The organism is Methylobacterium sp. TK31 (genome assembly GCF_055361545.1).
The window spans coordinates 612022-632271 of the sequence record NZ_CM143964.1 but is presented as its reverse complement, the minus strand read 5'-3'; the positions used below and the strand labels follow the sequence as shown (position 1 = coordinate 632271).

General features: G+C 66.9%; 16 protein-coding genes and 1 pseudogene. 13 read left to right on the top strand and 4 right to left on the bottom strand.

Annotated features, from left to right (window positions below; translation table 11 throughout):
- Positions 1-79: 79 nt before the first annotated feature.
- Together ACXJY8_RS02845 and ACXJY8_RS02840 are read left to right on the top strand one after the other, a co-directional pair.
- Entirely contained in the window at positions 80-469 is a 390-nt protein-coding gene (locus ACXJY8_RS02845) for an exopolysaccharide production protein YjbE (protein WP_463775993.1), read from the top strand.
- Positions 470-723: 254 nt separating this feature from the next.
- Positions 724-2115, top strand: coding sequence for an SLC13 family permease (locus tag ACXJY8_RS02840; RefSeq protein WP_463775992.1), 1392 nt, complete (start codon positions 724-726; stop codon positions 2113-2115).
- Positions 2116-2159: 44 nt separating this feature from the next.
- On the opposite strand, the gene ACXJY8_RS02835 is transcribed toward ACXJY8_RS02840, so the two are convergent.
- The 4 genes from ACXJY8_RS02835 to ACXJY8_RS02820 all read right to left on the bottom strand — a co-directional run bounded on the left by ACXJY8_RS02835 (position 2160) and on the right by ACXJY8_RS02820 (position 5342).
- Positions 2160-3464 (bottom strand): DUF2254 domain-containing protein, encoded by a 1305-nt coding sequence (locus ACXJY8_RS02835; protein ID WP_463775991.1) that lies wholly within the window; start codon positions 3462-3464, stop codon positions 2160-2162.
- Positions 3461-4456 (bottom strand): mechanosensitive ion channel family protein, encoded by a 996-nt coding sequence (locus ACXJY8_RS02830; RefSeq protein WP_463775990.1) that lies wholly within the window; start codon positions 4454-4456, stop codon positions 3461-3463. The genes ACXJY8_RS02835 and ACXJY8_RS02830 overlap by 4 nt, the downstream gene beginning before the upstream one ends.
- A 107-nt stretch (positions 4457-4563) precedes the next feature.
- Positions 4564-4851, bottom strand: a complete 288-nt coding sequence (locus tag ACXJY8_RS02825) for a hypothetical protein (protein WP_238281277.1) — start codon at positions 4849-4851, stop codon at positions 4564-4566.
- A gap of 26 nt (positions 4852-4877) precedes the next feature.
- Positions 4878-5342 carry a PRC-barrel domain-containing protein gene (locus ACXJY8_RS02820; RefSeq protein ID WP_463775989.1) on the bottom strand — a complete coding sequence of 155 codons (465 nt, stop codon included), beginning with the start codon at positions 5340-5342 and terminating at the stop codon, positions 4878-4880.
- Between the two features lie 385 nt (positions 5343-5727).
- Here ACXJY8_RS02820 and ACXJY8_RS02815 point away from each other — a divergent pair, with 385 nt between their 5' ends.
- The 11 genes and pseudogenes from ACXJY8_RS02815 to ACXJY8_RS02765 all read left to right on the top strand — a co-directional run bounded on the left by ACXJY8_RS02815 (position 5728) and on the right by ACXJY8_RS02765 (position 20248).
- Positions 5728-6279, top strand: a complete 552-nt coding sequence (locus ACXJY8_RS02815; RefSeq protein ID WP_463780311.1) for a fasciclin domain-containing protein — start codon at positions 5728-5730, stop codon at positions 6277-6279.
- Positions 6280-6872: 593 nt separating this feature from the next.
- Positions 6873-7409 (top strand): DUF421 domain-containing protein, encoded by a 537-nt coding sequence (locus ACXJY8_RS02810; protein WP_238280870.1) that lies wholly within the window; start codon positions 6873-6875, stop codon positions 7407-7409.
- Entirely contained in the window at positions 7406-8473 is a 1068-nt protein-coding gene (locus ACXJY8_RS02805) for an endonuclease/exonuclease/phosphatase family protein (protein WP_463775988.1), read from the top strand. Before ACXJY8_RS02810 ends, ACXJY8_RS02805 begins: the two co-directional genes overlap by 4 nt.
- A 58-nt stretch (positions 8474-8531) precedes the next feature.
- On the top strand, positions 8532-9785 hold the full coding sequence (locus tag ACXJY8_RS02800) for a cation:proton antiporter (protein ID WP_463775987.1): 1254 nt from the start codon (positions 8532-8534) through the stop codon (positions 9783-9785).
- A 145-nt stretch (positions 9786-9930) separates the two neighbouring features.
- Positions 9931-11646, top strand: a complete 1716-nt coding sequence (locus tag ACXJY8_RS02795; RefSeq protein WP_463775986.1) for a sensor histidine kinase — start codon at positions 9931-9933, stop codon at positions 11644-11646.
- A gap of 79 nt (positions 11647-11725) precedes the next feature.
- Positions 11726-14473 carry a PAS domain-containing protein gene (locus ACXJY8_RS02790; protein WP_463775985.1) on the top strand — a complete coding sequence of 916 codons (2748 nt, stop codon included), beginning with the start codon at positions 11726-11728 and terminating at the stop codon, positions 14471-14473.
- A gap of 562 nt (positions 14474-15035) precedes the next feature.
- Positions 15036-16175, top strand: coding sequence for a PAS domain-containing sensor histidine kinase (locus tag ACXJY8_RS02785; RefSeq protein ID WP_463775984.1), 1140 nt, complete (start codon positions 15036-15038; stop codon positions 16173-16175).
- On the top strand, positions 16159-16584 hold the full coding sequence (locus tag ACXJY8_RS02780) for a response regulator (RefSeq protein WP_018042937.1): 426 nt from the start codon (positions 16159-16161) through the stop codon (positions 16582-16584). Before ACXJY8_RS02785 ends, ACXJY8_RS02780 begins: the two co-directional genes overlap by 17 nt.
- 14 nt (positions 16585-16598) lie before the next feature.
- On the top strand, positions 16599-17759 hold the full coding sequence (locus tag ACXJY8_RS02775) for a sensor histidine kinase (RefSeq protein WP_463775983.1): 1161 nt from the start codon (positions 16599-16601) through the stop codon (positions 17757-17759).
- 346 nt (positions 17760-18105) lie between these two features.
- Positions 18106-18573 (top strand): MarR family winged helix-turn-helix transcriptional regulator, encoded by a 468-nt coding sequence (locus ACXJY8_RS02770; protein ID WP_463775982.1) that lies wholly within the window; start codon positions 18106-18108, stop codon positions 18571-18573.
- 187 nt (positions 18574-18760) lie between these two features.
- Positions 18761-20248, top strand: a pseudogene (locus tag ACXJY8_RS02765) (ABC transporter substrate-binding protein).
- Positions 20249-20250 lie beyond the last annotated feature (2 nt).

Genomic DNA, 20250 nt, shown 5'->3' with positions numbered 1-20250 from the left:
GTGGCGGAGGTTTCGCCCAGGAACCCGAAGCCGCCCTATGTCTTGTCGACGACAAGATAAAAACCTTTAGGAAACGCTTATGAGAACGATCGCCCTTGTCGCCGTGGCCACCCTCGCCCTGACCGTGCCGGCCCCCGCAGCCCCCTGCAACACAGGAGCAACGCGTTCCAAGGACCCAACGCCGGACCACGTGAACCCGAAGAGCTCGGACGTCGACAAGTCCAGCAAGAACCTGGCCGGCGGCCCCCAGCCGGCTTCGCCGGGTACGGTCGGCGCCATGAACAACGTCGGCACCAACCAAATGGTTGGCGAGAAGCCGGGCACCGAGGCGAAGAACGACCAGGGCAATGGCGTGGGCACGTCGAGCAAGAACCTCGCCGGCGGTCAACAGCCGGCCTCGCCGGGCACGGTCGGCGCCATGAACAACGCCGGCGCGAACCAGGGCCTTGGCAAGGACGACAACTGCTAAGGCACGCCGTCTGATCGAAACCACCCGACCGGGCCCGCCGAGCACTGCCGAGGCGGGCCCTTCCCATGCTTGCCTCTCGTCATCGAAGACCCTGGCGTCCAAGGACCCGAACCGCCAATGACTCATCATGACCTGTTGGCATCCCCGAGCCCCAGGGGCGGGCATGAAACTGGGCGTGCCGCGTTCGAAGTTGCAGGTCGTCCTGATCTAACGATGGTCCCACCGCCGCGTGTCCCAGCGCGAATCTGCCCGCCATGCATCTGATGAGCGCACGGACGCTTTCGGCCACCGGACTCCTTGTGGCCCTGGCCTTCGCCGTGACCCTCCCGGAAGACTTGGATTGGCCCGCGCGGGCGGCAATGCTGGCCTTCGGCGGGGCCGCCATCCTTTGGGTTCTGACCGGGCTTAGCGCGGCCTATGTTGCCGTCGCCGCGGCCGTGTCCCTGGTGGCGGTCCGGGCCGTCGAGCAGCGAGCGCTGATTGAGGGCCTCGGCTCGAAGGTGGTCTGGCTGGTCATCGGCACCTTCGTGCTCGGCGCGGCGGTTGAGAAGAGTGGACTCGCGGGCCGGCTCACCGCCCTGATCGCCGGGCGCAAGACCAGCGTCGGCGGGCTAATGTGGCGCCTGACCCTCGGCATCGTTCCGCTCGCCTTCCTGATCCCCTCCACCTCCGGGCGGGCCACGGTGCTTCTGCAGCTGTATCGCAGCCTTACCAAGGCTGACGACGACCCGCGCCTCGCCAAGGCCATCGGCTTGCTGATCCCCGCGCTCATCGTGCTTTCGACGATCTGCAGCCTTACCGGCGCCGGCTCCCACCTCGTCACCATCGACCTGCTTGAGCGGCTTTCAGACCAGAGCATCGGCTTCGGGCAATGGATGCTCTGGGGACTTCCCTTCGGCGTTGCCGCCTGCCTGATCACGACATTCCTGATCGGCCACCTCTTCCTCGATGCCGAGACCCGGGCCCGGCAGGTCGCGGAGATCGAGGCGTCGTCAGGCCCCTTGTCCGCCAAGGAGTGGCGGGCCGGGGCCGTGGTGCTCGCCATGCTGGGTCTGTGGCTGACGGAGGGCTATCATCCCTTCGGCATCGCCACCGTGGCGGTCGTCGGCGCGGTGATCCTGACGATGCCTGTTGTCGGTGTCCTCGACTGGGAGGACGGTGTGAAGGCCGTGAATTGGTCGCTCGTCCTGTTCATCGCGGCCTCCCTCGTCCTCGGCCGCGCCCTGATTTCGACGGGAGCCGCGAAATGGCTGATCGGCTCCGCGCTCTCAGCGAGCGGCCTTGGGCCCGACAGCCCGACCCTCCCGATCTTGCTCGGATTGACGGCGCTCGGCCTGACGGCGCACCTCTACATGGTGTCCCACACCGCGCGGGTGGTGGCGCTGCTGCCGCCCCTGCTACTTCTGGCGGACAAGCTCGGCCTCAGCCCGGTCGCGGTCGCCTTCATGGCGAATGCGGGCATGGATTACTGCCTCACCCTGCCGGTCTCATCGAAGGCGCTGCTGATCTTCCAGAGCGAGGAGCGGCCGGCCTGGACGTCGACGGACCTGCTCAAGCTGGGGGCACTGCTGGCACCCGCCTATGCCGCGCTGATGATCGCCGCCTACTACGTCTTCTGGTCGCATACCGGCTTGGCGCTCAGATAATCCGACGTTGTGCAGTCGACGCTGGGTCGAGACCGTGCCTGTTCCTAAACGGATCCCGGGGAGAACGGGGCCGCAACGGCGTGGAAGTGGCGGTGACGCGCTTCGAGGTCGGCGAGGTCGTTAGGATCCGCGACGTCTCGTCGAGCGGCGGCGACCACGAGGTTGGCGTGCCGGGCGAGTTCGGCGGTCCGGTTCGTCATACGCTCCACCTCGGCGACGCGGGCGAGCACGTCGAGCAGGCGGGCGAGCACGTGCACCGAACCGGCGGCGTTCTGGCGGATCATGTGGAACATGGCATCGCACAGGCCGTCGTAGTCGGTTACCGGCACGACCACAGCCACCCGGCCGCCCCGGATCACGGCACCGGTGGGCAGATGGCGCGACGCCACCCGGCACAGGGCGTCGCCGAGGTGGTCGACGACACTGCCGGCCGTGAAGGGGTCATTGATACCCGGCGACAGCGCCCGGACCGCGACCTCGACGAGTTGCCGGATGGAGTATTCCAGGTCCTGCAGGGCGGCCGGGCGGTGCCCGAAGGTCAGCGAACGCCTGAGGGCCGCCTCCGCATTCTCAATCCCGGCGGAGAGGAACGCGACGGGGAACCCGCTCGGCACATAATCACCAGGCCGCACCCTTACGGCGACGGTCGCACCGTGCTCCAGCGCCCAATCGGCCAGCCCGTCCTCGTCAACCGCCTGGAGGTAGCCGCTGGCATCGATGGAGACTTCGCAGCCGGTGGGCAGTCGGTCCGGGAGCGTCATGCCGGCTGCTTCGCAGGTCCGGGCCTCGACGGCGGCGCAGAGGTCACTGTGGACCGCGTCGACGACGGTCTCGACGTTGATGCTGGCTGCGATGTGGTGGACGAACCAGACCAAGGTTGCTAGCGAGAGCAGCGCCAGGAGCATCGCCCCCGTGATCGCGAGATGCGGGACGAAAGGGCTCTCCTGCACCGTGCGCACGGTGCGCAGGACCATGAGCGCGTAGGCAAAGGTGCCAAGGAAAATGCCCAGCACGATCTGGTTACGGGCGTCGCGGGTGAAGTTGCGCAGCAGTCTCGGGCCCATCTGCCCGGACGCCAGTGTCAAGGCCGCGATGGTGATGGAGAAGGTAGTTCCGGCGACCCCGATGGTCGAGGACGCGACCGCGCTCAGGAGCGCCCGGGCCCCCTCGGCGCCGCCGGAATAGCCCCAGTTTTGGTCCGGCGAGGAGGCGTCGTACCCGGCCACATGGGCCGTCTCCAGCCAGATCCCGAGCTGGGCGAGGCCGATGCAGCCGATCACGATCAGGGCGGGCCGAAGCCAGAACTGATCGGCGAGGGATTCGATCCAGGCTCGCATGCGTGCCCTCATGCCAGTTCATCCTTTCCTTCCGAACCTCGGCGTTCGGCGTCCCGACGTTGGACGTCGTCCCGGTCCTCGCGCAGCACCTCCCATCGCGCGCGCGGTGGGCTCTTGCCGGCGGGCCAGCCTTCGCGCTGGCGCGTGCGGTCGCCATCCGACGCCTCGGTCTGATCGTGCAGGAGCACCTGGCTCGTGGGGTAAGGCAGGTCAATCCCGGCCGCGGTAAGCGCGTCCTTGACGTTGGAGATGGCGTGATCGAGGGCGTCCACCGCGTCCCGCCGCCGGGGTGGGTCGATCCAGAAGCGCGCCGTCATGTCGACGCCAGCGGCCCCGAGCCCCGTGACCAGCGCCTCCGGGGCTGGGTCGGCCAGGACCCCCTCGGTCCCGCGCAGGGCTTCGACGATGACCAGGCGCGCTTCCTTCATGTCGTCCCCGTTGCCAATGGTGAGCGGGAAGGCGAGCCGGCGCTTGTCGTGCGCGGTGATGACGGTAATCTTGTCGACGAACAGCGTGGCGTTCGGGATCAGCACGCGTTGGTTGTCGTAGGTGCGCAGCACCGTCGCTCGCACCCAGACGTCCTCGACCGTGCCCTCGTGCGATCCGGCCCGGATCTGGTCGCCGATGACGAAGGGGCGGGTCAGCAGGATGAGGATGCCGGCCAGCAGATTCTGTAGCACGTCGCGGAAGGCGAAGCCGATGGCGACGCCACCGATGCCGAGGAGGTTGAACAGGTCGGCGGCGGAGACGGAGGGGAAGGCGACAGAGGCCGCCACCAGGAACGAGACAAGGATGGTCATGCCGCCCGCGATGCGCCCGAGCACCGAGGCGGACCCCGGCGAGGCCTCTCGCAATGTGGCGGCGCGGCGAACGGCGGCACGGACCCCTCGGGCGACGAGCAGGCCGAGGCCGAACAGCACCAGGGCGACGGCCAGCCCCGGCAGGAGGGCAGCGGCGGAGCGCCCCAGCCCTTCAAGGCGCCCAAGCGCTTCCGCGAAAATCATGAGAACCCTTGGGTCATGGGAAAGCCGCCGGTGGCGGGTGTGCCATCCGGCGGCGTCTCAGGGTGCTTTTGCGCAGCTAGCGAATACGCAGGCCCGTTTCAGTGATATCAGCGACGCGGTCCGCCGGACGTCCCGCCGTACTGCTGCCCGCCGAACTGACTGCGCGAGGGCATGCTGGCGTTGCCGCGGCTGGCCGACCCCTGCCGCATCCGATGGTTACGATGCATCATGCGATGGCGGCGCATTTCACGCCGAGACATGCGGACCTGAACGAGGTCACTGCCATCCGAGGCCGTGACGCCGGAGGCGTTCATGGGCAGGGCGGCCGAGGGCAGGCTGAAAGCGCAGAGGCCAAGGCCGGCCAGGAGCGCCGAGGCGAGAAGGGTGTGCTTCATGGTTGGGTCTCCTCTGTCTACGGGGATCACATCTTCTTCTTGGAATACTCGAACTTCGGCGCGTTTTTCAGGGTGTCCTTATCAGTGTCGGCGTGGACCATCCACTTACCGTCCTTGTTGCTGATGGCGAGCGAGGACGGGTCGAGCACGACGTAGCTTTCGCCGAGGCCCAGGAAGCCGCCGACGCTGACGACGACGCCGGTGAGGGTCTTGCCGTTCTCGATCACTAGATCCTCGACCTCGCCCACAGTCTCCTTCTTGTTGTTGTAGACGGTGGTGCCGACGAGCTTGGACGACATCACGTCGGCTGGCTTCACGGTCATGAACTTCAGCTTCACCGTCGCCGTGTCGGCCATCTTCATCCCCATGTCTGAGGACGCCGGCATCGCGGTGCCGGGAGTGGGCGCCGCCGGGGCCGGAGTGGTCTGGGCCATGGCAGGCAGCGACAGGCAGGTGAGCGCGAAGGCAGCGGCGAGGGCGCGATGTGTCAAGGGGATCTCCTGAAAAGGGCCTGAATGGGCGGGACTGCCCGCAAAGCCCGGACGGCGATTGACCGACGCTCGATCAACCAGTTCGCAGGTCCAACGCGCCCGTTCAGGAAACGTTCATCTCAATCGCCAGGCGTAAGGCATAGAATAAGCTAGGCCGCCGACCCTTCAAATGCGTCAACGGGACGAATGAGCCTGATATCAGGGGTGTCATCCACGTGCATTTTACGGAACCATCACCCTATCTGCCGGAGGTTACCTGTAGCCGCGCCTTGGAATTCATGAACTTATCGTGATCGGTGTTTTGAAACTTGCGGATAAGTCAGTGCGTAGGGGTGGCATGAGCCTCGCTTTCCGAAGCTTCATCTCACTTATAGGATTTCCCATGATGCGCTCGACCCTAAACGCCGTCTTCCTCGCCGTCGGCCTTACCGTGGCCGCTCCCGCCCTCGCCGAGACCTCCCCAATGGTCGGCGGCGCGCCGATGCTGGCCGACAAGACTATCGTCGAGAACGCATCCAAGGCCAGCAACCTCACGACCCTCGTCGCCGCCGTGAAGGCTGCGGGCCTCGCCGACACCCTGAGCGGCAAGGGTCCGTTCACGGTCTTCGCCCCAACCAACGACGCCTTCAAGAAGCTGCCGGCCGGAACCGTGGATTCCCTGCTGAAGCCCGAGATGAAGAAGACCCTGACGGGCGTGCTCACCTACCACGTCGTCCCGGGTAAGCTCGATGCGAAGGAGCTGATGGCCAAGGCGAAGATGGGCGGCGCCGATGCCAACCTGAAGACGGTCGAAGGTCAGGTTCTGACCGTGAAGATGGACGGCAACCGGCTGGCGCTGATCGACCAGAAGGGCGGCGGCGCCATCGTTGAACAGGCCGACGTGAACCAGTCGAACGGCGTCGTGCACGTCATCGACAGCGTGCTGATGCCGAAGTAACCCGAAAGAATGCCACCCTATCTCCGCCAACGGGGGTGGGGTGGCTCTGCAAGCGATCCGCCATCTTGGCGTGAACGCCTCGGGCAGGAACTTAAGTCGGCGGGCAACACTTCGGTTCGACAATCCCGACGCCCAGGCGTCCGACCGGAACCCCGCCGATGCACGCCTTGGACCTTTCCCACCCTGCCAAAGGCCGCTCCGCCTTGCGCCTCGCCGGCGCGGTTGCCGTCATCGTCGGGCTCGCCCTCGCCGGGCCAGCCTTTGCGCAGTCCGTAGGCAGCTCCATCGACCAACCCACGCCCGGTACGCTCCCATCGGGAACGTCGACTACGAAGGGATCAGGCGCCGCGCGCCACCAGGGCACCGGCGGGGTCGCGCCGCCGAGCGCGATCCAGTCCTCGACGGACGTCATGCAGTCCGAAGGCTCGGTCCAGGGCCAGGGCCAGGGCGGTCGAACCAACCCTATCCAGCACCTCCCGAAGGACATGCGCTGAGGCGCGCGCCAGCGGGCGGGATGACAAGCCCCGGCTCGATGGACCGATTGCCCGGACACCTGCCACCCATCGGCGGGTGTCGCGACAAGGACTTCCGCGATGTTCTTCGATAGCTGGTCCGGCCTGCTCAGGGTCGTGGTCGTCGCCCCCCTGGCGTACGTCGCCCTGATCCTGTTCCTTAGGATCTCGGGCAAGCGCACCCTAACGAAACTGAACGCCTTCGACCTCGTGGTCACGGTCGCACTCGGCTCGACGTTGTCCTCCATCGTCCTGACGAAGTCGGTCGCGCTGTTGGAGGGCGTCCTCGCCCTGGCGACCCTCATTGGCCTGCAATACGCGATTACGTGGTCGAGCGTCCGCTCTGCCCGGGTCCGGTCGCTGATCAAGGCCGAGCCGACCCTCCTCGCGCACAAGGGGCATCTGGTCGAGAGCGCGATGCGCCGGCAGCGCTTGACCCGCGACGACGTTCTATCGGCCCTGCGCTCGGAGGGGCTGGATGACCTCTCCCAAGTCGCGGCGGTGGTTCTGGAGACCGATGGCTCGATCAGCGTGCTCAAGTCGCTCTCCGGCCGCGAAGACGGCTTGGACGGGGTGCCGCCGCGCGAGAGTGACCAACCCGATCCTAGCCTCCCGTGAGATCTCTCGTCCGCTACGCGCTCTTCCTCCTCGCGCTGGTCCTCTCGGCCGCGAGCCTGATCCCACTGGTGCCCACCGAGTGGTGGTGGGTGCGCCTGCTCGACTTCCCGCGCCTACCCTTCGCCCTGGGATTGCTTGCGGTCGGCCTCGGCCTCCTGCTCTTTCTCCGGGAATCCGCGAGATCAACAACGTCGACGATGGCCCTCGTGGCGGCCGCCCTCACCGTCGATGCGTGGGTGCTTCGGCCCTACCTGCCGACCGCGGGCGTGAACATCGATGCCTGTTCCACCGAGGGCCGACTTTCCGTGATGGTTGCCAACGTTCAGCTTGGGAACAGAAAGGCCGCCGCCCTGGTCGAGGCCGTCGGGCGGGTCGAGCCGGACCTTTTCCTCGCAATGGAGACCGACGCCTGGTGGCACGAGGCCCTGAAGCCCGTTCTCGCGGCGATGCCCCATGCCCTTCAGCGGATCACGGGGTCGTATTATGGCATCCACCTGTACTCCCGGCTGCCGCTGGTAAACGGGAGCATCCGGCACCTCGCGGGTCAGGACACCCCGGCCATCGTCACCGGCGTCACCCTGCGCAGCGGCGAGACCGTCGATTTTGTCGGCATCCACCCGAAGCCCCCGCAAGCCTGGCAATCCGCACGCGGACGGGATGCCCAGCTCTACGCGGCGGCGGACGTGCTGCGGACGCAGGTCGAGCCTGGCATCCTCGCCGGTGACCTCAATGCCACGCCCTGGGAGATCGCGGTCGAGCGCATGGCGCGACTGTCCGGTTTGATCGATCCACGGCAGGGTTTCGGCTACGTCGCGACCTGGAACGCCGATGCGTGGTGGATGCGCTGGCCCCTCGACCACGTCTTTCACGGAGGCGGGTTCGCGACGGTGTCCGTCGAGCGCCTCGACGCGTTCGGATCGGACCACTTCCCCTACCTCGTCCGCCTCTGCCGTCAGGCCGTGGAAGGTGCGAAGGCTCCCCCCGAGCGGGATGCGGACGATGTCGCCACGGCCAACGCGGTGCTTGCTTCGGCGGGCGCGACAGAACGGCTGGGCTCGCGTTGACGACCATCACCCATCGACAGGTCCCGGCAGTCTCTCGCTGCGCGGGCGGGGAGCGCCCGTGATCTCCATCTTCGACCTCGCCGCGATGCTGCTGACCCTCTCGGCCCTATTTGGCTGGCTGAACCGGCGGTTCCTGAGGATGCCGCACACCATCGGCCTCCTCGTCATGGGCCTTGCCGCCTCGCTGGCCCTCGTCGGCCTCGACCTCGCCTTCCCGGCCCAGCACCTCTACGAGGACCTCACGAAGGTGCTGCGCCAGGTCGACTTCACCGATGTGGTGATGAACGGCATGCTGGCCTTTCTGCTGTTCGCCGGCGCCATGAGCCTCGACCTTCGAACGCTGCGCGACCGGGCCTGGGCCGTGGCGACGCTGGCGCTCCTCGGCACCCTGATCTCCACTGCCCTCGTCGGCGGCGCGTTCTGGCTGGCGGCCGACCTCATCGGCCGGCCCATCCCGCTCGCGTGGGCGCTCGTCTTCGGCGCGCTGATCAGCCCGACCGACCCAGTCGCGGTCCTTGCGACGCTGAAGAACGTCAAGGTCCCCGAGACGCTGGAGGTCGAGATGCAGGGCGAGGCCCTGTTCAACGACGGCGTCGGCATCGTGCTGTTCACTGTCCTCGTCGCCTTCGCGGCCGGCACGGGCGGCGAGGCCACCAGCGCCACCGGCATTTCCTGGCTCCTGCTCCAGGAGGCGGGCGGCGGCCTGCTCCTCGGGATCGTCACCGGCTACGTTGCCTACCGGGCCATGAGAACCATCGACGACTTCCCCGTCGAGGTGCTGATCACCCTGGCGCTCGTGGCTGGGACCTACGCACTTGCCCAGAAGATCCATGCGAGTGGGCCCCTCGCGGTGGTCGCCGCCGGGCTGCTAGTCGGGGATCGCGCTCCGCGCGACGCGATGAGCGAGCGGACCCAAGGCTACGTCTCCGCCCTTTGGACCCTCATCGACGAGGTGTTGAATTCGGTGCTGTTCCTACTGATCGGCCTAGAAGTGCTGGTTCTGCGCTTCCAGGCGAACGGCCTGCTCCTCGCCGCCTGTGCGGTGCCCATCGTCCTACTGGCCCGGCTGGTGGCGGTGTCGACGCCCCTCCTCGTCTTCCGCTGGGGTGGCCACCTCTCCCCCCGCAACGTGCCGTTCCTGACATGGGCAGGGGTGCGCGGGGGCATCTCGGTGGCGCTGGCACTCTCCATTCCCGAGAGCGACGCCAAGCCCGTAATCCTGGCGGCGACATACGCGGTCGTGCTCTTCACCATCATCGTCCAGGGCTCGACCCTCGGCATGGTGGCTCGGCGCACGCTGCGGGAAGGCTGAGAACGAGGTACGGATGTCTGATGGCCGAGACGAGACTTCGATGCCAATCCCTTCCGCACGCCTATCCGGCATGGCGATTTCGATGAGGCTTCCGCGCCGCATGGCTAAGGTCGCACGTAGCCCCTCGACGGCCTCCTGACGCCGCATGTCGCTGACCTACCGTATCCTCCTGCTTGTCCTGCTTGCGCTGGCGCCGGCTCTCGCCATCCAAGGATACAACGAGTATGCACTGCGCGCCTCGCGCGACGCGGTCATCCGCGCCGACACGATGGCCACCGCCCGTACCGTCGCCGAGGATGTCGAGCAGGTCGCCGAGAACGTGCGCCAAGCCCTCGACTACGTCGCCCAGGACCCCTCTGTGCGCAGCCTCGATTCCTCCGGCTGCACGGAGTACTTGCGCCGCGCGGCCGCGAACTCGGCACATCTCGCGCTCGTCGCGCTCACCCGGCCGGACGGAACCGTAGTCTGCAACAGCGTCGGCTCGGCACCGGGCGCCTACACGAATGCCGAACGCGCCTATCACAGGCGCGCCATCGCCCGGGACGGGTTCGCCATGGGCAACTACGTCAGGGGCACCGCGACGGGACGGCCGTCTCTGCACTTCGCCAAGCCCCTCAAGGACGCCGATGGGCGAACCGTCGGCGTGCTGGTCGCGGCCATCGACCTCGACTGGTTCTCGCGCCACCTGCAGCGAAACCTGCGCCTGCCGAGTACCTCCGTCACGGTGGCCGACGAGGATAGGACCATCATAGTCCGCTACCCGGACGGCGAGCCCTGGATCGGCAGACCCATACCCGAGGAACGTCAGCGTATCCTGATGGAACGTGGTGAGGGCGTCCGGGTCGGCCCGGGCATCGACGGGCGCAAGCGCGTGCTCGCCAGCGCGCATCCTAGGGGACCGGCCGCCGCGGCCTGGATCACGGTCGGGCGGGACCGCAAGACTGCCTATGCCGACATCGACGCGGCAACCCGCAGGGGAATCGTGCTGATCGCGCTCGGGGCCGTCCTCGCCATCGCCGCAGCGCTGGTGGCCGGCCGGATCTTCATCCGGCGGCCCGTCGACCGCCTGCTGCGGACTGCCGCCGCTTGGCAGTCCGGCGACCTATGCGCGAGGACCGGTCTCCGGGGATCGAACGAGTTCGGCCGGCTCGGGACGAAGCTGGATGGCATGGCGGCCAGCCTGCAGCGCAACGAGACGGAGCTCCGCGAGGAGGTCCGCAACGGCCGGGAAATGCAGGAGCGGCAGGTGACGATGCTCCACGAGTTGAACCATCGCGTGAAGAACACGCTCGCCACGGTTCAGGCGCTCGCCCGGCAATCGACGCTTGGCGGAGAAGCCCCTGGCGAACGGCTTGAGGCACGCATCCTGGCCCTGTCGAAGACCCACGACCTGCTGACGCGGGACGACTGGTCGGGCGCCCCGTTGCGGGCCGTGTTGGAGAACGAGCTCGGCCCCTATCGCGGCGGCGACAACGCCTTCGTGTTCGATGGTCCCGACGTCGACCTGCCGCCGCGGCATGTCCTCTCCCTCGGCATGACGCTGCACGAGCTCGTGACGAACGCGGTCAAGCACGGGGCGCTGTCGGTGGCGGGCGGCGGGATCCAGGTGCGCTGGTCGGTTGTGGCCGCTGCCGGGGGCGTGGGTCGCCTGAGGCTCGATTGGACCGAGACCGGCGGCCCGCCGACGTCGCCTCCTGCCCGGCGAGGGTTCGGCACGCGCCTCATCGCGGTGAGCGTGGAGCGCGAACTCGACGGCACGGTCTCCATGGACTTCGCAGCGACTGGCCTTCGCTTCTCCTTCGAAGTGCCGCTGGGACCGTTGGGGGCGGCGCATCTCAGCCCTCTCGTGATCGTCCATTGAAGTGTATACGGATGCTTTCGCGGGGCTACGCGCGATACCATCTGGCCGCTAATAAAGCCTTACGAAGACAATGGATGCTATGAGGGGCAAGATCGACGGTGGCGAGCAGGTCGAGGCGCGCAGGGACGTCGCACTGGCCGCTTACGATATCCTCGATACGCCCGGGGAGGCCGAGTTCGACGACATCGTGAGGGTGGCGTCCGAGACCTGCGGCATGCCCGTGTCCCTAATCTCGCTTCTTGATCGGGACCGCGACCGTCAGTGGTTCAAGGCAGAGACCGGCTTCGGGCAGAGCGAGACGCCCCTCTCCCAGTCGATTTGCGCCTACACCGTACGGCAGGACGACGTGTTCGAGATTGAGGACCTGACCCTCGACACCCGAACGGCGAACAACCCCCTAGTGACAGGCGGACCGCAGGTCCGCTTCTACGCCGGCGCCCCGCTCCGGACCGCGGACGGCGTCGCCCTCGGGGCGCTGTGCGTCCTCGACACGAAGCCGAACAAGCTGACGGCCTCGCAAGCGTTCGTTCTGCGTACGCTGGCACATCAGGTCATGACGACACTTGAACTGCGCCGCTCTCTTCGGATGCGTCGCGAGGGCGACCGGCGCAACAAGGCGATCCTGGAGAGTGCGGTCGACTACGCCATTGTTTCCCTGGACCTCGACGGCATGGTGACGAGCTGGTCCCCGGGTGCGGAGCAAATCCTCGGATGGGACGAGGCGGAGATGTGCGGCAAGCCCGCACACGTGTTCTTCACCGAGGAGGACGTTGCCGGTGGCGTACCCGAAAGAGAGATGGGGGCGGCGCTTCTGCACGGGCGTGGGGCCGACGAGCGCTGGCACGTGCGCAAGGACGGCAGCCGCTTCTGGGCCAACGGCGAGATGATGCCGCTGCGCGACGAGGACGGCCGGCACGAGGGCTTCATCAAGGTCCTGCGCGACCGCACGGCGCAACGTAACGCCGCCGCCAAGGAGCAGGCCGACGCCGCCTTCATGCGCGGGGTGCTGTCGTCCTCGGCCGATTGCATCAAAGTGCTCGACCCCGACGCCCGGCTGACCTTCATGAACGAGGGAGGCTTGGCCGTGATGGAGGCCGACGACTTTAATCAGGTGAAGGGCTGCGACTGGACCCGGTTCTGGCAGGGACAGGCCCAGGCGGACGCTAAGGCGGCGTTCTGGACGGCGCTGGCCGGCGGCACCGGGCACTTTCAGGGACCGGCGGAGACCCTGAAGGGTAAGGCGAAGTGGTGGGACGTACAGGTCACGCCCATCCGCGGACCGGACGGCCGGCCCGAGCGGCTGCTGGTGGTCTCGCGCGACGTGACGGCCCAGCGCGCCTCCGAGCAACGCATCGTCGAGAGCGAGCAGCGCTGGCGCGGCCTGTTCGAGGGCATGCAGGAGGGGTTCTTCAGCGGCGAGATCCTTCGGGATGCGGATGGACGGGTATTCGACTACCGGTTCGTCGAGATCAACCCGGCCTTCGCCGCGCAGTCGGGGCTGAAGGTGGAGACCGTGGGACGCACCGTGCGCGAGGTGATCCCGGGCATTCCAGGCTGGGTCATCGAGACCTACGCACGTGTGGTCGACTCCGGCGTCCCGGAGGTCTTCGAGATCACGGTGCCCGAACTAATGCGGACGTTCGAGGTCCGCGCCTATCGCGAATCCGAAAACCGCTTCGCCGCGATGTTCATCGACGTCTCCGAGCGGCGGCGCGCCGATGCGAGGCGAGCGGCCCTCGCGGAACTTGGTGACCGCCTGCGCAACACCGGCGACCGCACGGAGATCGCCCGGGTGGCGGCGGAGATCCTCGGCCGTACGCTTGGACTGTCGCATGCCGGATACGGCGACGTTGACCATGACCGTGAGACCATCGCCGTCGGGGAAGGTTGGTCCGCCCCAGGCATCCCGGGCATCGGAGGGCTGCATGGCTTCCGGGATTACGGCACCTACATCGACGGCCTTAAGAACGGCCACGCCGTGATCATCGACGACGTCACCGAGGATCCGCGCACGGCCAGGGACGCCGGAGCCCTAGCGGGCATCCACGTGCGCTCTCTGCTCAACCTGCCCCTGATGGAGCACGGGCGGTTCGTGGCGCTGCTGTTCGCGCTCAAGGCCGAGCCGTACGCCTGGAAGCCCGAGGAAGTCAGCTTCGCCAGCAACATCGCGGACCGGACCCGCGCCGCGCTGGCCCGGATCGAGGCGGAGGAACGCCAGCGCACACTCAATCTCGAACTTGGCCACCGTATGAAGAACATGCTGGCGATGGTGCAGGCCATCGCCACGCAGACCATGCGCAACGCCACGGACGTCAACACCGCCAAGGACGTCCTCGCTGGCCGCCTGATCGCCCTCGGCAACTCGCACGACCTGCTTCTCGGCGGCGAGGTCTGCGCGGCCCCGATCGGGTCCGTGATCCGGGGGGCGCTCAGGACCCACCAGGACAACCCCGGGCGCTTCGTCGTCGAAGGGCCGACCTTCACCGTCGGACCGAAGGCGGCGATGTCGCTGTCGCTGATCCTGCACGAGCTCGCGACGAACGCGGCCAAGTACGGCGCGCTCTCCACGGCCGAGGGGAAGATCTCCGTGGCCTGGGAGGTGCGGCAGGAGGCGGATGAGCCCTACTGCGCTCTGCGCTGGTCGGAGGAAGGCGGCCCGTCCGTCGAACCGCCGAAACGAACCGGGTTCGGCACGCGTCTCATCGGACGGGGTTTGGCCGGCAGCTTCGGGGGCGAGGTCGATCTGTCCTACCCTGTCACCGGCGTAGTCTGCACCATCAACGCTCCGCTGCGCGGCCTGCAGGCGGAGGACACGCCTCCGCCATAGCGTCAAGGCGCGGGGACCTAGCGTGACGATCCCACAAAGGCCTTATGGAGACGATGCAGCAGCTCTCCGAGCCTCCGGGACGGCGGTTGCGACGGCACGGCGTCGTACATCGCGCGCAAAGTCCTGCCGAGGTTCTTCTCGCTGGCGTTCGCCGGGGACGCGTAAACCCGGTTGATCTCTACGAAGGGCATGGATTTTTCGGTCTCGCCGTCCAACATGTGATGGCCCAGATCGCTTCCGTGGCGCGGTGCGCCTGCCCCTCCGGTCTCACACCGAGCCATACCGGCTCCGTCCAAGCGTGCAGGGAGCTTTTGGTTCCCTACGATAAGACTACTTTGGCCGCAGCATGCCGGCGCATGCGAAAGGGTCCAGTGTTTCGAATGCGTTTCCGATGGACAAACATGGCGCGGTCGCCGAGAGACGTTAACCGGTCCCGGGATCGGTCGATCCAATTCCGATACCCCCGATCCGACCCGTTCGCTCTGGCAGCGTCGCCTTCGCAACCTTCCCCATCCCCTCCCGGCCGGGACGAACCCGGCTCATGTTTTCCGAGGAAGCAGCCATGAGCGAGCCGATGGCATCTCCCACGGCCGCTCCGGACGCGGCCGACTTCATCAACCTGGCGGATACCCTGCCGCAGATGGCCTGGATCGCGGACGCGAACGGGGACATCTTCTGGTACAATCAGCGTTGGTACGAGTACACCGGAACAACCATCGATTCCATGAAGGGTTGGGGCTGGAAGGCCGTGCACCACCCCGACCATGTCGACCGGGTCGTTGAGCGGATCTCGCGCGCCTTCAAATCCGGCGAAGCCTGGAACGACACCTTCCCCTTGCGCGCCGCCACCGGCGAGTACCGCTGGTTCCTCTCGATGGCCAACCCCTTTCGCGACGCGGAGGGAGAGGTCATCCGCTGGTACGGGACCAACACGGACATTACCGACCGCAAGCGCATGGAGGCGCGGCTGGCCAGCAAGGCCCGCGACCTACGCCGCACTAACGAGGAACTAGAGCAGTTCGCCTACGTCGCCTCGCACGACCTGAAGGCGCCCCTTCGCGGCATCGAGAACCTCGTCGGCTGGATCGAGGAAGACCTCGAAGATTCGCTGACCGGCGACGTCCAGACCAACATGGAGCTCCTGAAGAGTCGGGTCCGGCGCCTGGAGAGCCTGCTCGACGACCTTCTGGCCTACTCAAGGGCCGGACGCGCGGACGTGGCCTTCACCCAAGTCAACACCAAGGCCCTCGTCGAGGAGCTCGCCGTCCTGGTGAGCCCGCAAGAGGGGTTCGAGATCGCAGCCGCGGATGACCTGCCGACGCTGAACGCGGCGAAGGCCCCGCTCACCCAGGCGCTCCAGAACCTGATCGGCAACGCGATCAAGCATCACGACCATCCGGGGGACGGTCGCGTCCGGGTCGATGCGCACTCCGTGGGCGATATGGTAGAGTTCGTTGTGACGGACGACGGTGCCGGCATCCCCGAGCAGTTCCGCGAACGCGTGTTCGGCATGTTTCAGACCCTGAGGCCACGCGACGAGGTCGAGGGGAGCGGCATGGGACTGGCCATCGTCAGGAAGCTCGTCGAGCGTCAGGGTGGCAAGGTCTGGCTGACCGAGGGCCGGGAGGGGCGTGGCCTCTCGGTCCATTTCACGTGGCCGAAGGACGGCGCGAAGGGGGGAACTGATGGGTTCGACGGTTAACCTGCTGCTGGTCGACGACGACGAGGTTGACGTCCAGGGGCTGAAGCGTGCCTTCAAGAAGAGCAAGATTGGCAACCCGATCACGGTCGCCCGAGACGGCATCGAGGCGCTGGAGTACCTGCGAGGCCAGAACGGCAAGGAAAAGCTACCGAAGCCTCACCTCATCCTGCTTGACCTCAACATGCCGCGCATGAACGGCATCGAGTTTCTGGAGGAGATCCGGGCCGACGAGGATTTGCGCACCGCCGTGGTGTTCATGATCACCACCTCGAAGGCGGACGAGGACCGCATGCGGGCCTACGGGCACAACGTCGCCGGCTACATCGTCAAGCGGGACCCGGCCAACACCTTCATGGAGGCGGTCTCCATGCTGGAGCACTTCTGGAAGGTGGTCGAGTTCCCGCAATAGGGTTCGGCACCCTCGTGGAATCCCCCACCCGCATCCTGCTGATCGACGACGATGCCGTCGACCGGACGTCCGTGCGCCGCGCCTTGAAGAAGTCGGGGCTGAAGCACGACCTGACCGAGGCGCCCGACGGCACGACCGGGCTGCGGCTGGCGCGGGAGGGCGCGTTCGATTGCATCCTACTCGACTACCGCCTGCCGGACGTCGACACCTTCGACCTCCTCGCCTCCCTCCTCGCCCTGCCGGGCGAGGGTCACGCCGTGCTGATGCTGACTGGCGAGGCAGACGAGGACCTGGCGTTCCGGCTCATGCGTGCCGGTGCCCTCGATTACCTCGCTAAGGCGGAGGCGACGCCGTCGAGCCTCGCACGCGCCATCCGGTACGCGGAGGCCCGCCGCGGCTTCCAGGCTAAACTCGACGAGGCCCGGCGCGAGGCCGAGGCGAAATCCTTGGAGCTTGACACACTGAACCGGCAGAAGACCCTGCTGTTCTCGATCATCGCGCATGATCTGCGTAATCCCTTCCAGGCGCTGCTCGGGCTGTCCGAGGTGCTCGGGAAGGCGGTAGCCTCACGAAATCACGCCTCCATCGAACGTCGGGCCAAAGGCATCAACGACGCCGCCAACCAGGCCTACTCCCTGCTTGAAAGCCTGTTCTCATGGGCTAGCCTGCAGATGGACACGATGGCTGTCACCATCACCGACGTCGATCTCGGCAAAGTCGCCAGCGAGGTGATACAGGGCGGCGCCGAGGCCGCAGCCGACAAGGGGCTGACCCTGTCGGTTGCCTGCGACGGGATCAAGGTCCGGGCACAGCGCGACATGCTCGCCACCGTCCTGCGCAACCTCGTCAGCAACGCGGTCAAGTTCACGCTTCCCAGCGGGACCATCACGGTCACCGGCCGGAACGATGGCGACGCCGTCGAGATTTCCGTCACGGACACTGGTGTCGGCATGCCTCCGGGCAAGGTCGACGATCTGTTCCGCCTGGACCGGCGCACGACCACAAACGGCACCGCGGGCGAGCGCGGAAGCGGCCTCGGGCTCCTGCTCTGCCGCGACCTGGTCGAACGCCAGGGAAGCGCGCTCACTGTCGAGAGCGCCGTGGACAAAGGAACGACCTTCCGGTTCCGCTTACCTGCCGTAGACCCAAGCCCAAGGTCCCTGGCGGTTGCCTGAGGCCCGCCCCGATGTGATGCGTATCCAGGCATACCATGCGTTGCCTTGATCATCCCAGTAATCGCCCTTGCCAACGGGCCCTGATCGCGCAGGGTCGGCGAGTAGCGGGTGTCGATGGCGTTCGGCAGATCCTCGATCTCGACTGGAGCGACGGTCTCCGGCACTGAACGTCCGGGACGGGTGGATTTTTGCCGGTCTGCTTTCGGCCGACTTCTGGTGAATGCGGACGCTCTGAGAGCAGGAAAGGCAGGCCTGTGAGCCGCGATTCCCGCTGCGCAAGATGTTGACCGTTGACAATATCGTTCACGCGTGAATGATTAAGGTCTGAACGGAGCAGCGGTCAGTGTTGACATCGACGAAGCAAACTGGCTTGCGGCTGGACGACCAGCTTTGCTTCGCCCTCTACGCTGCGACGAACTCGGTCGTGCGCGCCTACCGGCCGTTGCTGGGCGAGCTAGGGCTGACCTACCCGCAGTACCTCGTCATGCTGGCGCTCTGGCAGGATGGCGTGACGGCGGTGCATGACCTAGCCGACCGGCTGCAACTCACGTCCAGCGCGGTCACGCCCCTAGTCGACCGGCTGGAGGCGGCGGGCTTCGTCACCCGGACCCGCGCGGTGGACCGGCGTATCGTTCTCGTCGCCCTGACGGAGGCGGGCCGGTTGCTGGAGAACCAAGTCGCGACGGCGCAGCAGGCTGTGGTCTGCCGAACTGGCCTCGGCGACCGCGAACTCGCCGACCTGCGCCAGGAGTTGAAGGATCTCGCTGACCGAGTCGCCGCAGCGGGCATGGCCCAGAGCGACGAGCCGGGCTGAGGATGCACCGCGACGGCGCACGGACGCGGCTCTCCGCGGGGCCGAATTGAATCGCGAGGGGGTCGACGGCAGCCCGGGCGAAACCATCGAGGGCCATGCAGGATTGTAGGCGCCCTCCAAGATGTCGGCTCGCGTCGAGCCGAACGATGCCCGCACGCCATGCGGGTCATGACAACGAGGAGGAGACATGGACGCGCAAGCGACCGGGGATCCCGGGGGCGGCCAGCCCTGGGGACCCCACAACACGGTGACAGTGGTCGACCCGTCGCCGGTCAACTGGCTCTCCATCACCTGGAATACGATGGAGGAGGCCAACCGCGTTGATCACGACGGCATCGGTCAGCCGAGCCTCGCCGAAAGCTGGCGCTGGCTCGACGGGGAGACCCTCGAACTCAAGATGCGGGACGCGGTCTACCAGGACGGCGAACCCTTCAACGCGGCAATGTTCAAGCTCGGCTTCGACAAGGTCCAGGAATGGACCAACCCGCACCCGCCGGGCGCCTTCCTGAACTTCGCCCGGGACGTGACCTGCGAGGCGGTCGACGACCGCACCATCCGCATGCGCTTCCCCGGCGGTGATTCCGCGGCGTTGATGAAGCTGCGCGGCATGCACCTGCCCTCGACGCGGTTCTGGAACGAGTGGGGCTTCGTCGATCCGAAGACGGGGTCGGCCGAAGGTCATTGGTGAGTCATCGACGCGCCTGGTCCGTGGGGGACTGGCCCGTTTGTGCTCACCGAGGGCGTCTCGCTCATCGATAGCCGCTCCGACCGCGTGGTCATGGAGCCCAACCCGACGTACTGGAACCCGGCCCGTAGGCCGACGGTCCGGATCGTCTACGACAACGTCATTGGCAAGGCCGAGGGCATCAAGTCGGTCGCAGCCGGTGATGGCCGGGTCGACGTGGTGTTCGACCTCACCCCTGACGAAGCCAAGGGTTTCCCCGCCTCCGATAAGGGGAAGATCCAGACCAAGAAGGCCAAGACGATTCTGACGGGCGTCTTCAACGAGAACCGTCCGGACTCGCCTTGGCGCAACCCGGAGGCCCGCCGGGCGATCAACCTCGCCATCGACCAGGCCTTCGTGCTGGAGCACGGTGCGCACGGCTACGGCACGGTGATCCCGGCATTCATCCAGCCCGGCCGCTACGGCGCGGATCCGGACATGAAGCCGATGCCCTGCGACCCCGAGGGTGCCAGACGCACGCTCGACGGCCTGGGGCTCGGGGGACGGGAACTAGTCTTCGTCGCCTCGCCCGCCTGGAAGGGCGTAGTGGACGCCATCGGCAAGTGCCTGGGCAAAGTCGGCCTGGGCTGTCGCTTCCTCAGCGCCAAGGACGAAACGCCGGCGGAGTTCGACGTCAAGCTCGAATGGTACTTCGACTGGACGCCGCAATATCCGGTGGCGTGCGTACACCGGGAGTTCTTCGGGAAGGACGCGACCCTGCGCCAGGGTCCGGAGGATCCGAAGTTCGACGCCCTCTATGAGAAGCTCCTGCATACGCCGGAGACTGATACGGAGGGGGTGGTGCGCGAGGTGGAGCGCTACCTGCAGGACGAGGCCAAGGCCTTGTTCCTGTACTCGCCCTTCACCCTCTTCGCGGTGTCGGACCGGGTGAAGTTCACACCCTACGACACCTGCATGTCCGAACTCGCCGAGACCTGGATCAACGGTTGAGG

Coding starts and splice junctions, on each gene's coding strand:
- ACXJY8_RS02785 (WP_463775984.1), top strand. CDS start 15,036: ATGAGCGAGCCGATGGCATCTCCCACGGCCGCTCCGGACGCGGCCGAC.
- ACXJY8_RS02845 (WP_463775993.1), top strand. CDS start 80: ATGAGAACGATCGCCCTTGTCGCCGTGGCCACCCTCGCCCTGACCGTG.
- ACXJY8_RS02840 (WP_463775992.1), top strand. CDS start 724: ATGCATCTGATGAGCGCACGGACGCTTTCGGCCACCGGACTCCTTGTG.
- ACXJY8_RS02790 (WP_463775985.1), top strand. CDS start 11,726: ATGAGGGGCAAGATCGACGGTGGCGAGCAGGTCGAGGCGCGCAGGGAC.
- ACXJY8_RS02815 (WP_463780311.1), top strand. CDS start 5,728: ATGCGCTCGACCCTAAACGCCGTCTTCCTCGCCGTCGGCCTTACCGTG.
- ACXJY8_RS02825 (WP_238281277.1), bottom strand. CDS start 4,851: ATGAAGCACACCCTTCTCGCCTCGGCGCTCCTGGCCGGCCTTGGCCTC.
- ACXJY8_RS02795 (WP_463775986.1), top strand. CDS start 9,931: ATGTCGCTGACCTACCGTATCCTCCTGCTTGTCCTGCTTGCGCTGGCG.
- ACXJY8_RS02835 (WP_463775991.1), bottom strand. CDS start 3,464: ATGAGGGCACGCATGCGAGCCTGGATCGAATCCCTCGCCGATCAGTTC.
- ACXJY8_RS02780 (WP_018042937.1), top strand. CDS start 16,159: ATGGGTTCGACGGTTAACCTGCTGCTGGTCGACGACGACGAGGTTGAC.
- ACXJY8_RS02830 (WP_463775990.1), bottom strand. CDS start 4,456: ATGATTTTCGCGGAAGCGCTTGGGCGCCTTGAAGGGCTGGGGCGCTCC.
- ACXJY8_RS02810 (WP_238280870.1), top strand. CDS start 6,873: ATGTTCTTCGATAGCTGGTCCGGCCTGCTCAGGGTCGTGGTCGTCGCC.